Annotated in this window: 14 protein-coding genes; 8 read left to right on the forward strand and 6 right to left on the reverse strand. The window is 62.7% G+C overall.

Features of this window, described 5'->3' with window-relative positions; genetic code table 11:
* The first annotated feature begins 136 nt into the window (after positions 1 to 136).
* From RYH74_RS14035 to hisF, 6 genes are all read left to right on the forward strand, one after another.
* Positions 137 to 1,798 carry an OFA family MFS transporter gene (locus tag RYH74_RS14035; protein ID WP_317409589.1) on the forward strand — a complete coding sequence of 554 codons (1,662 nt, stop codon included), beginning with the start codon at positions 137 to 139 and terminating at the stop codon, positions 1,796 to 1,798.
* 245 nt (positions 1,799 to 2,043) lie between these two features.
* Positions 2,044 to 2,637: an imidazoleglycerol-phosphate dehydratase HisB gene (gene hisB / locus RYH74_RS14040; RefSeq protein WP_003255736.1), complete on the forward strand. Its 594-nt coding sequence runs from the start codon at positions 2,044 to 2,046 to the stop codon at positions 2,635 to 2,637.
* Positions 2,638 to 3,276 carry an imidazole glycerol phosphate synthase subunit HisH gene (gene hisH, locus RYH74_RS14045; protein ID WP_025337371.1) on the forward strand — a complete coding sequence of 213 codons (639 nt, stop codon included), beginning with the start codon at positions 2,638 to 2,640 and terminating at the stop codon, positions 3,274 to 3,276.
* Positions 3,277 to 3,537 carry a DUF2164 domain-containing protein gene (locus RYH74_RS14050; protein ID WP_046614499.1) on the forward strand — a complete coding sequence of 87 codons (261 nt, stop codon included), beginning with the start codon at positions 3,277 to 3,279 and terminating at the stop codon, positions 3,535 to 3,537.
* 27 nt (positions 3,538 to 3,564) lie between these two features.
* A complete protein-coding gene (hisA, locus tag RYH74_RS14055) occupies positions 3,565 to 4,302 on the forward strand; it encodes a 1-(5-phosphoribosyl)-5-[(5-phosphoribosylamino)methylideneamino]imidazole-4-carboxamide isomerase (RefSeq protein WP_003257484.1) in 738 nt (245 codons plus the stop codon).
* Between the two features lie 10 nt (positions 4,303 to 4,312).
* On the forward strand, positions 4,313 to 5,083 hold the full coding sequence (gene hisF / locus RYH74_RS14060) for an imidazole glycerol phosphate synthase subunit HisF (protein WP_013970495.1): 771 nt from the start codon (positions 4,313 to 4,315) through the stop codon (positions 5,081 to 5,083).
* 135 nt (positions 5,084 to 5,218) lie between these two features.
* On the opposite strand, the gene choV is transcribed toward hisF, so the two are convergent.
* The 3 genes from choV to choX form a co-directional block, all read right to left on the reverse strand.
* Entirely contained in the window at positions 5,219 to 6,397 is a 1,179-nt protein-coding gene (gene choV / locus RYH74_RS14065; RefSeq protein ID WP_075044350.1) for a choline ABC transporter ATP-binding protein, read from the reverse strand.
* On the reverse strand, positions 6,394 to 7,242 hold the full coding sequence (gene choW, locus RYH74_RS14070) for a choline ABC transporter permease subunit (RefSeq protein ID WP_169774667.1): 849 nt from the start codon (positions 7,240 to 7,242) through the stop codon (positions 6,394 to 6,396). The genes choV and choW overlap by 4 nt, the downstream gene beginning before the upstream one ends.
* Before the next feature lie 81 nt (positions 7,243 to 7,323).
* Positions 7,324 to 8,271, reverse strand: coding sequence for a choline ABC transporter substrate-binding protein (choX, locus tag RYH74_RS14075; RefSeq protein WP_025337374.1), 948 nt, complete (start codon positions 8,269 to 8,271; stop codon positions 7,324 to 7,326).
* 453 nt (positions 8,272 to 8,724) lie between these two features.
* On the opposite strand from choX, the gene RYH74_RS14080 reads away from it, so the two are divergent.
* Positions 8,725 to 10,101, forward strand: coding sequence for an L-serine ammonia-lyase (locus RYH74_RS14080; protein ID WP_317409592.1), 1,377 nt, complete (start codon positions 8,725 to 8,727; stop codon positions 10,099 to 10,101).
* A 498-nt stretch (positions 10,102 to 10,599) separates the two neighbouring features.
* Complete coding sequence (locus RYH74_RS14085) at positions 10,600 to 11,706, forward strand: GlxA family transcriptional regulator (protein WP_025337376.1); 1,107 nt, start codon at positions 10,600 to 10,602, stop codon at positions 11,704 to 11,706.
* A 119-nt stretch (positions 11,707 to 11,825) separates the two neighbouring features.
* On the opposite strand, the gene RYH74_RS14090 is transcribed toward RYH74_RS14085, so the two are convergent.
* The 3 genes from RYH74_RS14090 to RYH74_RS14100 all read right to left on the reverse strand — a co-directional run bounded on the left by RYH74_RS14090 (position 11,826) and on the right by RYH74_RS14100 (position 13,961).
* Positions 11,826 to 12,083 carry a hypothetical protein gene (locus tag RYH74_RS14090; protein WP_003257487.1) on the reverse strand — a complete coding sequence of 86 codons (258 nt, stop codon included), beginning with the start codon at positions 12,081 to 12,083 and terminating at the stop codon, positions 11,826 to 11,828.
* Between the two features lie 425 nt (positions 12,084 to 12,508).
* Complete coding sequence (locus RYH74_RS14095; RefSeq protein ID WP_075044351.1) at positions 12,509 to 12,985, reverse strand: thioesterase family protein; 477 nt, start codon at positions 12,983 to 12,985, stop codon at positions 12,509 to 12,511.
* Between the two features lie 10 nt (positions 12,986 to 12,995).
* The gene (locus tag RYH74_RS14100) at positions 12,996 to 13,961 is read right to left on the reverse strand and encodes an L-carnitine dehydrogenase (protein WP_317409593.1); all 966 of its coding nucleotides are present in this window, start codon (positions 13,959 to 13,961) and stop codon (positions 12,996 to 12,998) included.

Below are 13,961 nucleotides of genomic sequence, written 5' to 3' on the forward strand. Positions count from 1 at the left end.
GCGATAGGGCCGGTATAGGCAACATGACCGTTTCAGCCGAGCAAAAATTAACGATATCAGATTGCTTTCACGCTACTTGATGCTGCTACCCTTGCGCCGCTTTGCCTGCACCCTACCTATAAGAAGGATCTGATCCATGAGCAGTACCGTCGCGGCGGGGACCTTGGCCAGTGCGCCAGGCTTCCTGTCGAAGGAGCGCATCATCGCCCGTCCGGGCTTCAACCGCTGGCTGGTCCCGCCGGCCGCCCTGGCCATCCACCTGTGCATCGGCATGGCCTATGGCTTCTCGGTGTTCTGGCTGCCGCTGTCGCAAGCCCTCGGCATCACCGCTCCAGTTGCCTGCGCAGCGGACATGGGCTTCATGGCCCGTATGTTCAGCGCCGAATGCGATTGGCCGATTTCCATGCTGAGCTGGATCTACACCCTGTTCTTCGTCTTCCTCGGTTGCTCGGCGGCTGTGCTGGGTGGTTGGCTGGAACACGCCGGCCCGCGCAAGGCCGGCCTGGTGTCGGCGCTGTGCTGGTGCGGCGGCATGCTGATTTCGGCGATTGGCGTGAAAACCCATCAGCTGTGGCTGATGTGGCTGGGGTCCGGCGTAATCGGTGGTATCGGCCTGGGCCTGGGCTACATCTCGCCGGTGTCGACCCTTATCAAGTGGTTCCCGGACAAGCGCGGCATGGCCACCGGCATGGCGATCATGGGCTTTGGTGGCGGGGCCATGGTCGGTGCACCGCTGGCCACCGCGCTGATGGGCCATTTCGGCAATGCGCAGGAAGTGGGCGTGTGGCAGAGCTTCGTCGTCATGGCAGCGATCTACTTCGTGTTCATGACCGCCGGTGCCCTGGCGTATCGCATACCGCCGACCGGCTGGAAGCCAGAAGGCTGGAGCGCTCCAGTGAAGAAAGCTGGCAACACCATGGTCACCGACCGCCACGTGCACGTCAGCGTGGCCTGGAGGACCCCGCAGTTCGCCTTGATCTGGTTGGTGCTGTGCCTGAACGTGTCGGCGGGTATCGGCATCCTCGGCATGGCTTCGCCGTTGCTGCAGGAAGTGTTCGCCGGCAAGCTGCTGGGCAACGGGCTGAGCTTCAGCGAGCTGAACAGCGCCCAGTTGGCGCAGATTGCCGCGATTGCCGCCGGCTTCACCGGCCTGCTGAGCCTGTTCAACATCGGCGGGCGGTTCTTCTGGGCGTCGTTCTCGGACTACATTGGCCGCAAGAACACCTATTTCGCCTTCTTCGCCCTGGGCGTGGGCTTGTACAGCCTGGTGCCGAACATGGGGCACCTGGGTAACGTGGCGCTGTTCGTCGCGGCGTTCTGCATCATTCTGTCGATGTACGGTGGTGGTTTTGCCACGGTACCGGCCTACCTGGCCGACCTGTTCGGCACGCAGATGGTCGGCGCCATTCATGGCCGCCTGCTGACCGCCTGGGCGGCGGCTGGGGTGCTGGGACCGGTGCTTATCACCTACCTGCGCGAGTACCAGTTGGCGGCCGGGGTGGAGCGTGCGGCTGCTTATGACATGACCCTGTACATCCTCGCCGGCCTGCTGGTGCTGGGCTTTGTCTGCAACATGCTGGTGCGACCAGTGGCCGACAAGCATTTCATGAGCGATGCCGAACTGGCTGCCGAACGGGCGTTGAGCCATGACAAGGGCTCCGACGGGGCGCGCTCGCTGGAGTGGAAAGCGGCGCCGGGTAGCCTGCCGCTGGTGTTGCTGGCCTGGGCGGTGGTGGTCGTGCCGTTGGCCTGGGGCGTTTGGATTACCCTGCAGAAGACGGCTGTGCTGTTCCATTGATTGGGGGCGCTTTGCGCCCCTTTCGCGACACAAGGCCGCTCCCACAGGTGACCGCATGCCTCTGTGGGAGCGGCCTTGTGTCGCGATGGGCTGCAAAGCAGCCCCAGGCCCCCGGTTGTATAGACCTGTAACGGTATCCGGCCTGCTTAATTCCTCGTTCTGCCATATGTCATCCGCGTTTCAAGCCGGCGCGTTCTAGGCCTATAATGAAGCCCTTTTCGCCTAATGATTTTGCGGAGCTGGTGATGGTCGAACGTAAGGCTTCCGTCGAGCGCAATACCCTGGAAACCCAGGTCAAGTGCTCGATCAACCTCGATGGCAGTGGCAAGGCCCGATTCGATATCGGTGTGCCTTTCCTTGAACACATGCTGGACCAGATTGCCCGCCATGGGCTGATCGATCTGGATATCGAGTGCAAGGGTGACACGCATATCGACGATCACCATACCGTCGAAGACGTCGGCATCACCCTGGGCATGGCATTTGCCCAGGCCATCGGTGACAAGAAGGGCATCTTCCGCTACGGCCATGCCTATGTGCCGCTGGACGAAGCGCTGTCGCGCGTGGTCATCGACTTCTCCGGTCGCCCGGGCCTGCAGATGCACGTGCCGTACACCCGCGCCAGCGTCGGTGGCTTCGATGTCGACCTGTTCCAGGAGTTCTTCCAGGGCTTCGTCAACCACGCCCTGGTGACCCTGCACATCGACAACCTGCGTGGCCACAACACCCACCATCAGATCGAGACCGTGTTCAAGGCTTTCGGCCGCGCCCTGCGCATGGCCATTACCCTCGACGAGCGCATGGCCGGGCAGATGCCATCCACCAAAGGGTGCCTGTAAATGCAGACGGTAGCCGTAATCGACTATGGCATGGGCAACCTGCACTCGGTGGCCAAGGCGCTCGAGCATGTAGGGGCCGGTAAGGTGCTGGTCACCAGCGATGCCACGGTCATCCGCGAAGCCGACCGCGTGGTATTCCCGGGCGTGGGCGCGATTCGCGACTGCATGGCCGAAATCCGCCGCCTGGGCTTCGACAGCCTGGTGCGCGAAGTCAGCCAGGACCGCCCGTTCCTCGGCATTTGCGTGGGTATGCAGGCACTGCTCGACCACAGCGAAGAAAACGACGGTGTCGACTGCATCGGCATGTTCCCCGGCCAGGTGCGCTTCTTCGGCAAGGACCTGCAAGAAGACGGCGAGCACCTGAAGGTGCCGCACATGGGCTGGAACGAGGTCGGCCAGACCAACGACCACCCGCTGTGGCACGACATCCCCGACCGTGCGCGGTTCTACTTCGTGCACAGCTACTACATCAATGCCGGCAAGCCGGCCCAGGTGGTCGGCCGCGGCCATTACGGTGTCGATTTCGCCGCTGCGCTGGCCGATGGCTCGCGCTTTGCCGTGCAGTTCCACCCGGAGAAGAGCCATACCCATGGCCTGCAGCTGCTGCAGAACTTCGTCGCCTGGGACGGGCGCTGGTAAATGAGCAGGTCGAAGACCAAGGCCCCGGTCATCACCCTGGCCCCCGAGCAGGAGCGCGAAGCGCTGCACACGCTCAAGCGCTTCCTCGAAGACCGTTTCGAGCTGGAGCTGGGGTCGTTCGAAGTGGCCGAAGTCCTCGAGCTGTTCAGCAAAGAAATTGCACCCCATTACTACAACAGGGCGATTGCCGATGTTCAGCTGCACCTCAAGGAGCGGTTCGAGAGCATCGAAAGCGATCTGTGGGCGCTCGAGAAGCCCTGAAACCCCAAGAACAGACAGGTTCCCAAGATGCTGATTATCCCCGCTATCGATCTGAAGGACGGTGCCTGCGTGCGCCTGCGCCAGGGCCGCATGGAAGACTCCACGGTATTTTCCGACGACCCGGTGAGCATGGCCGCCAAGTGGGTCGAGGGTGGCTGCCGCCGCCTGCACCTGGTCGACCTCAACGGCGCCTTCGAAGGCCAGCCGGTCAACGGTGAAGTGGTCACCGCCATTGCCAAGCGCTACCCGACCCTGCCGATCCAGATCGGCGGTGGCATCCGCTCGCTGGAAACCATCGAGCACTACGTCAAGGCTGGCGTCAGCTACGTGATCATCGGCACCAAGGCGGTCAAGCAGCCGGAGTTCGTCGCCGAAGCGTGCAAGGCCTTCCCGGGCAAGGTCATCGTTGGCCTGGACGCCAAGGACGGCTTCGTCGCCACCGACGGCTGGGCTGAAGTGAGCTCGGTGCAGGTCATCGACCTGGCCAAGCGTTTCGAGGCCGATGGCGTCTCGGCGATCGTCTACACCGACATCGCCAAGGACGGCATGATGCAGGGCTGCAACGTGCCGTTCACCAAGGCGCTGGCAGAAGCTACCTCGATCCCGGTGATTGCCTCGGGCGGCATCCACAACCTGGGCGACATCAAGGCCCTGCTGGACGCCAAGGCCCCGGGCATCATCGGCGCCATCACCGGCCGTGCCATCTATGAAGGCACCCTCGATGTCGCCGAGGCCCAGGCCTTCTGCGACAACTACCAAGGCTGAGGACTGAACCATGGCACTGGCCAAGCGCATCATCCCTTGCCTGGACGTGGACAACGGCCGGGTGGTCAAGGGCGTCAAGTTCGAGAACATCCGTGATGCCGGCGACCCGGTGGAAATCGCCCGTCGCTACGATGAGCAAGGTGCCGATGAAATCACCTTCCTCGACATCACCGCCAGCGTCGATGGCCGCGACACTACCCTGCATACCGTCGAGCGCATGGCCAGCCAGGTGTTCATCCCGCTGACCGTGGGCGGTGGCGTGCGCACCGTGCAGGACATCCGCAACCTGCTCAATGCCGGTGCCGACAAGGTCTCGATCAACACGGCCGCGGTGTTCAACCCGGAGTTTGTCGGCGAGGCAGCGGACCGTTTCGGTTCGCAGTGCATCGTTGTCGCCATCGACGCCAAGAAGGTGTCCGGGCCGGGCGAAGAACCACGCTGGGAAATCTTCACCCACGGCGGGCGCAAGCCGACCGGGCTGGATGCCGTTGAATGGGCTAAGAAGATGGAAGGCCTGGGTGCTGGCGAGATCCTGCTGACCAGCATGGACCAGGACGGCATGAAGAACGGCTTCGACCTGGGTGTTACCCGCGCGATCAGTGATGCGCTGGGTATTCCGGTGATTGCCTCGGGCGGGGTGGGTAACCTGCAGCACCTGGCTGACGGCATTCTGGAAGGGCATGCCAGTGCGGTGCTGGCTGCCAGTATCTTCCACTTTGGTGAGTACACGGTGCCGGAAGCCAAGGCCTACATGGCTTCGCGCGGGATCGTCGTTCGCTGATCGATTAATTGGGGCTGCTTTGCAGCCCATCGCCGGCAAGCCAGCTCCCACAGGGACCGCACAAGGCTCAGGGCCTGCGCTGCCAATGTGGGAGCTGGCTTGCCGGCGATGGGCCGCAACGCGGCCCCAATGGCATCAACCGTGGTTCTTGCCGAGCAATGCGTGATACAGCTCGGTATCCCCAAGAATCCCCACCACCTTGTCGTTATCCTGCAACACCAGCTTGTTGCCGGTCTGATAACGAATCTGCAGCGCCTCGCGCATGCCGATATCAGCATTGACCAACGTTGGGCGGCGGCCCAGCAGCTCCACATCCTGCCCCGGCGCCCAGTTCTGCATCTCCAGCCCGTTCTGCCCCTGGCGTGCGCGCTTGATCGAGTTGCCTTCGCCCAGGTCCAGCCACGAATCGCCACCCGGGTCCAGGCACACCGAACCATTCACCCGCTTGCAGTTGTCCAGGCTGCGCATCAGGCTGCGCCCGCACAGCACGTTCAGCGGGTTGGTATGGGCGACGAAGGTGCGCACATACTCGTCGGCCGGGTTGAGCACGATCTCTTCCGGCTTGCTGTACTGGATGATCCGCCCGTCCTTCATGATGGCGATGCGGCTACCCAGCTTGAGCGCTTCGTCCAAGTCATGGCTGACGAACACGATGGTCTTGCTCAGCTTGGCCTGCAGGCCAAGCAACTCGTCTTGCAGGCCCTGGCGGATCAGCGGGTCCAGTGCCGAGAACGGTTCGTCCATCAGCAGGATGTCGGCATCCATCGCCAGCGCCCGGGCCAGGCCCACGCGCTGCTGCATGCCGCCAGACAGTTCGTCCGGCTTCTTGTTGCGCCACTGGGTCAGGCCCACCAGCTCGAGCTTCTCGTCGACCAGCTTGCGCCGTTCCTTCTCGGGGCGGCCCTGCATTTCCAAGCCAAAGCTGATGTTCTCGCGCACCGTCAGCCAGGGCATCAGGGCGAATTTCTGGAACACCATGGCAATGCGCTTGGTGCGCATCATCTTCAGCTCGGCGGGGGTACAGTGGGCAATGTCGATGTGCTTGCCTTCGTGCTCGACGAACAGCTTGCCGCGGCTGACGGTGTTGAGGCCGTTGATGCAGCGCAGCAAGCTCGACTTGCCAGAACCGGACAGGCCCATCAGCACGCAGATCTCGCCCTTCTGGATATCCAGGTTGGCTTTTTCGACACCCACCACCAGGCCGGTCTGCTTGAGGATCTGCTCGCGGGTCTGGCCCTGGTCGAGCAGGGCCAGCGCTTCGCGCGGCTTGTTGGAGAAGATGACGTCGACGTCTTCGAAACGAATGATGCTCATGCTTCACCCCTTACCGGCAGGTCCGGTTGCTTGCAGATACGGTCGAGCATGATCGCCAGCAGCACGATCGCCAGGCCCGCTTCGAAGCCCAGGGAAATATCGGCGGTGTTCAGTGCGTTGACCACAGGTTTGCCCAGGCCGTCAGCGCCGACCAGGGCGGCAATCACCACCATCGACAGCGACAGCATGATGCACTGGGTAACGCCGGCGGCGATGCTTGGCATCGCGTGCGGCAGTTCGATACGGGTGAGCAGCTGGCGCCGCGAGCAGCCAAAGGCCTTGCCGGCGTCCATCAGCTCCTGCGGGACGTCGCAGATGCCCAGGTAGGTGAGACGGATCGGCGCGGCGATGGCGAACACCACCGTCGAGATCAGCCCCGGCACCACACCCAGGCCGAAAAGGGTCAGGGTGGGGATCAGGTAGACGAAGGTAGGTACCGTCTGCATCAGGTCGAGTACCGGGCGCATGGCGGTATAGAACATCGGTTTGTGCGCGGCGACGATGCCCAGTGGCACGCCGATGGCCACGCAAACCACTGTGGCGAAGGTGACCTGCGCCAGGGTTTCCATGGTTTCCTGCCAGTAACCCAGGTTGAGGATCAGCAGGAACGAAAGAGCAACGAATGCGGTCAGCGCCCACTTGCGCTGGATGAAATGCGCCAGGGCGGCGAACAGAGCGATGAGCACGAACGGATTGAAGAAAGTCAGGGCACTGGTTACGCCATGGATCATGAACTCCAGGCCTTGCGCGATGGCGTCGAAGTAATTCGCGCCGTTCTGGGTCAGCCACTCGACGAACGACGCGATGTACTGGCCCAGGGGTATTTTCTGATCGATAAGCATGATAGCGAGCTTCCACCTGCATAGATTGAAATCAACCCGGGGCAGGCACGGGCCTGCCCCGAGGTAGCGCTATTGCGTATTTCGTTATTGCGTCAGCTTGGCCTTGGCCGCCTCAAGGCCGGGTTTGCCATCCACGGTGGTTACGCCGGCCAGCCAGGCATCCAGTTTGCCAGGGTTGTCCTTGAGCCACTTCTTGGCCGCCGCCTCGGGTTTCATCTTGTCGTCCAGGACATAGCCCATCATGGTGCTTTCATCCTTGAGCTCGAACGACAGGTTCTTCAACAGCTGGCCAACGTTGCTGCATTCCTGCACATAACCCTTGCGGGTGTTGGTCAATACGGTCGCCTTGCCGAAGTCGGGGCCGAAGAACTCGTCCCCGCCGGTCAGGTACTGCATCTTGAAGCGGGTGTTCATCGGGTGCGGTTCCCAGCCGAGGAACACCAGCGCATCGCCGCGTTTCTGCGCGCGGTCGACCTGCGACAGCATGCCGGCCTCGCTGGACTGGACGATCTTGAAGCCGGCGTCCTTCAGGCCGAAGGCGTTCTTGTCGATCATGCTCTGGATGGTGCGGTTGCCATCGTTGCCGGGCTCGATGCCGTAGATCTTGCCGTCGAGTTCTTTCTTGAACTTGGGAATGTCGCTGAAATCCTTCAGGCCCTTGTCATACAGCGCCTGGGGCACGGCCAGGGTGTACTTGGCGTTTTCCAGGTTGGCGCGCACTGTTTCTACAGTACCGGCGTCGCGGTACTGCTTGATGTCGTTCTCCATGGTCGGCATCCAGTTGCCGAGAAACACGTCCAGGTCCTTGCCGGTGGCCAGCGACTTGTAGGTCACCGGTACCGAGATCATGGTGGTGTGGGTCTTGTAACCCAGTGCTTCGAGCACAACGCTGGTGGTCGCGGTGGTTACCGTGATGTCGGTCCAGCCGACATCCGAGAACCGTACCGTCTGGCATTGCTCGGGTTCGGCGGCCTGGGCCAGCAAAGGCGCGGACAGCAACGCAACCAGCAACAGCGAGGGTGAACCTTTCATGGATGGACTCCTGTGATTTTGTCTTCGGGTTCGCGTGGGTCGCCGGGCTTTCTCAGGGTCCGGTCGACCAGGCCTGCAGAGGGCAGGATGCGTGGCCGTGCTTTACGAGTCGCTTTCGATAATCCTCCAGCGCTGGGCAATCGCCTACTGGTGGGGTCGTAACCAGTACGGAACGGGTCGTATCCAGTATGGGCGATGTCGCTTATGGATTTTTCCACCCCCTCAGCCGCATTTTTACGTCACCAGGCCGCTGGAAAGCGGCGTGGCGAGGGCAGCTCCCCGGTAAAAAACAGCGCGGCGCTGCTGGACAAAAGTACGTCGGTTGCAGACGGCGAGGGGGTTGGTAAAAGCCCGATGATGCGTGCATTCAAGGCGGCCCGCTGCTTCAGCCTAGCAGCTGCCCCGCCCTGCGCATGGCGCGCAGAGACAAGCCCAGCAAGAGGTGATTCGACAATGGCCATCAGCGTGTTCGACCTGTTCAAGATCGGTGTCGGGCCCTCCAGCTCCCACACCGTCGGCCCCATGCGTGCTGGCGCCCTGTTCGTCCAGGGCCTGCGCGAACGCGGCGAGCTGGAACGTGTGAAGCGGATCGAAGTGCGCCTGTATGGCTCGCTGTCGGCCACGGGTGTGGGGCATGGCACCGACAATGCCACCATCATGGGCCTGATGGGTGAATGGCCTGACGCCATCGACCCGACCCAGATCGCACCGCGTATCGCCGACCTGCGCGAAACCAACACCCTGCAGCTGGACAGCCGCCTGCCCATCGAATTCGTCTGGGCCCGCGACATGCTGCTGCTGGACGAGAACCTGCCGTACCACCCCAACGCGATGACCCTGATTGCCGAAGGCGAGCAGGGCGAGCTGCACCGCGACACCTATTACTCGGTGGGTGGCGGCTTCGTGGTCGATGCCGCCCAGGCCGCCAGCGGTGTGCTGGATGCCGACCAGACGGTGCTGCCGTACGACTTCAACAGCGCCGCCGAACTGCTGCGCCTGTGCAAGCAAAACGACCTCAGCGTGTCGCAATTGATGATGGCGAACGAGAAGGTCTGGCGCAGCGAGGAAGAGATCCGCGTTGGCCTGCACAAGCTCTGGGAAGCCATGCAGGAATGCGTCAACAACGGCCTCAAGTACGAAGGCACGCTGCCTGGCGGGTTGAACGTGCGCCGCCGCGCCGCCAAGCTGCACCGCAGCCTGCAGGAAATCGGCAAGCCCAACGTGATCGGCTCGACCATGAGCGCCATGGAGTGGGTCAACCTGTTCGCCCTGGCGGTCAACGAAGAAAACGCCGCCGGCGGGCGCATGGTTACCGCGCCGACCAACGGTGCGGCGGGCATCATCCCGGCGGTGTTGCACTACTACATGCGCTTCAGCGATGCGGTGGACGAGTCCAGCGTGGTCGACTTCTTCCTCGGTGCTGCCGCGGTGGGCATCCTGTGCAAGAAGAACGCGTCGATCTCCGGTGCCGAAGTGGGTTGCCAGGGTGAAGTCGGTTCGGCTTGCGCCATGGCCGCGGCGGGCCTTGCCGAAGTGCTTGGTGCGACCCCGCCACAGGTGGAGAACGCTGCCGAGATCGCCCTGGAGCACAACCTGGGCCTGACCTGCGACCCGGTCGGCGGGTTGGTGCAGGTGCCGTGCATCGAGCGCAATGCGATTGCCGCGGTAAAGGCCATCAACGCGGTGCAGATGGCCCTGCGGGGTGATGGCGAGCACTTCATCTCCCTCGACCAGGTGATCCGCACCATGCGCGATACCGGGGCCGACATGCACGACAAGTACAAAGAGACCTCGCGCGGTGGTTTGGCAGTCAGCGCGATCGAGTGCTGATAGCTTGATCTGACCTCAAGGGCCTCTTCGCGGGCACGCCCGCTCCCACAGGAACTGTGCAATCCCTGTGGGAGCGGGCGTGCCCGCGAAGGGGCCCTTGAGATTGAAACAGGTGCAGTACGGAAGCCAATGCCCCCTTATGGTGCAGAGCGACGCATACCGATCGTCGGGTGTCGTTATCAGTGTGGGCGTTGTCGGTGACACTCAAGAGTGTCGTTTCTGGGCATCCTACACTGCGCATGTCACCAAATTGCTCAGCCGTTACACGCACAGCGCCTAGCACGCCAGTTCCACGAAGATTGGCCAACTCGATCAAAGCACCTGATTTGCCTGACAAAGGCGTCGTTTTCAGGTTTTTTTGGATAGCCGTTCAATTTCAGGCACGGCGTTTGCGTTGAGATTGGCACCAAGGCCCCTGCACATGAACCGGGGCCATACATAACAAGAAATCAGTGCTCGCCTGAGGCACACCCTGCATTTGTGTGAGGAGAAATCGCGATGACGTCGTACACCTCCGGGAACCCAACCCAGAACCGCACAGCCCCCCAGTCCATCGGGTTTCTCCTACTGGACAATTTCACCCTCATTTCCCTGGCATCGGCCGTCGAGCCGCTGCGCATGGCCAACCAGCTGTCCGGCCGCGAGCTGTACCGCTGGCACACCCTCACCGCCGATGGTGGACAGGTGTGGGCCAGCGATGGCTTGCAGATAACCCCTGACGCCGCCATGCACAGTGCGCCCCCCATCGATACCGTGATTGTCTGTGGCGGCGTGGGCATCCAGCGCAGCGTTACCCGCGAGCATGTCACCTGGTTGCAAACCCAGGCCCGTCAGTCGCGCCGTCTGGGCGCGGTATGTACCGGTAGCTGGGCCTTGGCCTGTGCCGGGCTGCTGGATGGTTTCGATTGCAGCGTGCACTGGGAATGCCTGGCGGCCATGCAGGAGGCCTACCCACGGGTCAACATGAGCACCCGCCTGTTCACCCTCGACCGTAACCGCTTCACCAGCTCCGGCGGCACTGCGCCGCTGGACATGATGCTGCACCTGATCAGCCGCGACCATGGCCGTGAACTGTCGGCTGCGATTTCCGAAATGTTCGTCTACGAGCGCATCCGCAACGAGCAGGATCACCAGCGCGTGCCGCTCAAGCACATGCTTGGCACCAACCAGCCGAAGCTGCAGGAAATCGTCGCGCTGATGGAGGCCAACCTCGAAGAGCCGATCGACCTGGATGAACTGGCGGTATACGTGTCGGTATCGCGCCGGCAGCTCGAGCGCCTGTTCCAGAAGTACCTGCACTGTTCGCCGTCGCGTTACTACCTGAAGCTGCGCCTGATCCGCGCCCGGCAGCTGCTGAAGCAGACGCCGATGTCGATCATCGAAGTGGCGTCGGTGTGCGGCTTCGTGTCTACCCCGCACTTCTCCAAGTGCTACCGCGAGTATTTCGGCATTCCGCCGCGTGACGAGCGCGTGGGCTCCAACACCGCACAGCAGGTGGCGATGATGCCGATCCCGCAGGCCATGACCCTGTCGCCGCACAGCGGGCCGATGGCGGCCCTGAGCCAGGCGCGCAACGAGTCGACCTTTGCCAGTGTAAGGCTCTGAAACAGCACTGGCCTCTTCGCGGGTAAACCCGCTCCCACAGGTACTGCACTGAATTCAAAAGCAGTGCAGTACCTGTGGGAGCGGGTTTACCCGCGAAGAGGCCAGTACAGGAAAACGAATCAGCCGCGCTTGTTGAACTGGGCCAACGCCGGCAACAGCTGTTTGTCGATGGCCTGGCGCACCGCCGGCAGGATCGTCGCGCTACCGGTATACATCTGCTCCACCATCCCCTTCAGCGCCCGTGCATTGGGCTCGGTCAGCCCACGCACCACCGCTTCGCACGCCTGCTCGGCAGTAGCGCCGGCCGGAATCTCGAACCCGCGCGCGCGCAGGTGGCCTGCCAGATCGTCCTGGTCAATCAAATCCGCATGCATCATGGCTGTTGTCCCTTTTATCGCTAAGAGAGTGCTGCTGTGATTTACGACCGATTCTGTGACGCCGGCGACATGCCCGCAACAACAGAATGGCGCCATGGCTGCTTTGGCTAAGAACAGGTCGTTCCCGGCTAAATCCACCTGCCGGGAAGTGCGCAAACTCAAGCCATCTACCGCAACGGAGGGTTTGGTCACCCTCGTTCGTGCACAGTGGATGTTGCTCGCTCTTGGCCCCGGATGCTCACGGCTTTCCGGGGTTATTTTTTTGCCCGACGCAACACCGCCGCCGCTGTTGGCACACTGTCTTGCTTGCTCAATACTTGCAGGCATGCATGCCCTCTGTGGGAGCGGGTTCACCCGCGAATGCGTCGGTAGCATCACCATCGCATTCGCGGGTGAACCCGCTCCCACAGGGTACGCAGTTTTGTTCAGGATCGGGTGTTCAAACCCATCACACGGCCGACGAACTCAGCCGAGGGCACATCCTGCTGCTCATCCACCAACCCTTGCAGCAACCCGACACTACGCTCACTGAACGGCGCCGACTTCGGCCCCGCCAGGTCTACATGCAGCAGCATCTGCTCACTGGCCGCCAGCGCTTCGTCGAACCCTGCCCGGTGCAGGCTGTGGTAGACATGCAGGCGCTTGCGGTCGAAGCCGATGATCTGCGTCTGCACCCATACCTCGGTGCCCAGCTTCACTTCGTGCAGGTAGTTGATGTGCGCCTCCAGGGTGAACAGCGAGTTACCGCTCTGGCCGCGGCTGTCGGCATCCAGGCCGATGCGCTCCATCAGCGCGTCGGTGGCGTAGCTGAAGATCAGCAGGTAGAAGGCATCGCGCAGGTGCCCGTTATAGTCGACCCAGTCCTCCTGGACTGGGGTGCGGTAGGTGATCAGTGCGGGCATCGCGGTCTCCTCAGTCGCCGAAAGCCATACCGTGCTTGGCCTTGCTGGTCTTCACCGCTTCCAGCACTGCCAACAGGGTGTCATCACGATAGCGCTCCAGCGCGGCGATGCTGCGGTCGCCCAGTTGCTCGGAGGTCCCTTCGACCACATCGTCGATCAGCTTGTCGGTCAGCTCTGGTGCCGGCAGGTAAGTCCACGGCAGCTGCAGCGCCGGGCCGAACTGAGCCATGAAGTGACGCATGCCTGCGTCACCACCGGCCAGGGTGTAGGTGAGGAACGTGCCCATGAACGACCAGCGCAGGCCGGCGCCGAAGCGGATGGCATCGTCGATTTCGCCGGTACTGGCCACGCCATCGTTGACCAGGTGCAGGGCCTCGCGCCACAGGGCTTCGAGCAGGCGGTCGGCGATGAACCCGGGCACTTCCTTGCGTACGTGCAGCGGGCGCATGCCCAGGTTGGTGTAGATGGCCCTGGCAGCTTCGATGGCCTCGGGGGTGGTGCGCTTGCCACCGACGATTTCCACCAGTGGCAGCAGGTACACCGGGTTGAACGGGTGGCCGACCACGCAGCGCTCGGGGTGGGTGGCCGACTCGTAGAACTCGCTGGGCAGCAGGCCCGAGGTGCTGGAACCGATGATCGCGTCGGGTTTGGCGGCAGCGCTGATCTTTGCGTGCAGGTCGAGTTTCAGGTCCAGGCGTTCAGGGGCGCTTTCCTGGATGAAATCGGCGTCGCGGACGCATTCCTCGATGGTGGTAACGAACTTCAGGCGGTCTTGTGAAGCGCCTGGGGTCAGGCCTTGCTTTTCCAGTGCCGGCCAAGCGTTGGCGATGCGCTTGCGCAACGCCTGCTCGGCGCCTGGCGCCGGGTCCCAGGCGACCACGTCCAGCCCGTGGGCCAGGGCGCGCGCGACCCAGCCGCTGCCGATCACGCCACTACCCAGGGCGGCGAAGGTCTTGATCTCGGTGATGAAGGTCAT

Source organism: Pseudomonas sp. LSJ-87 (genome assembly GCF_032971465.1).
GTDB lineage: Bacteria > Pseudomonadota > Gammaproteobacteria > Pseudomonadales > Pseudomonadaceae > Aquipseudomonas > Aquipseudomonas putida_Z.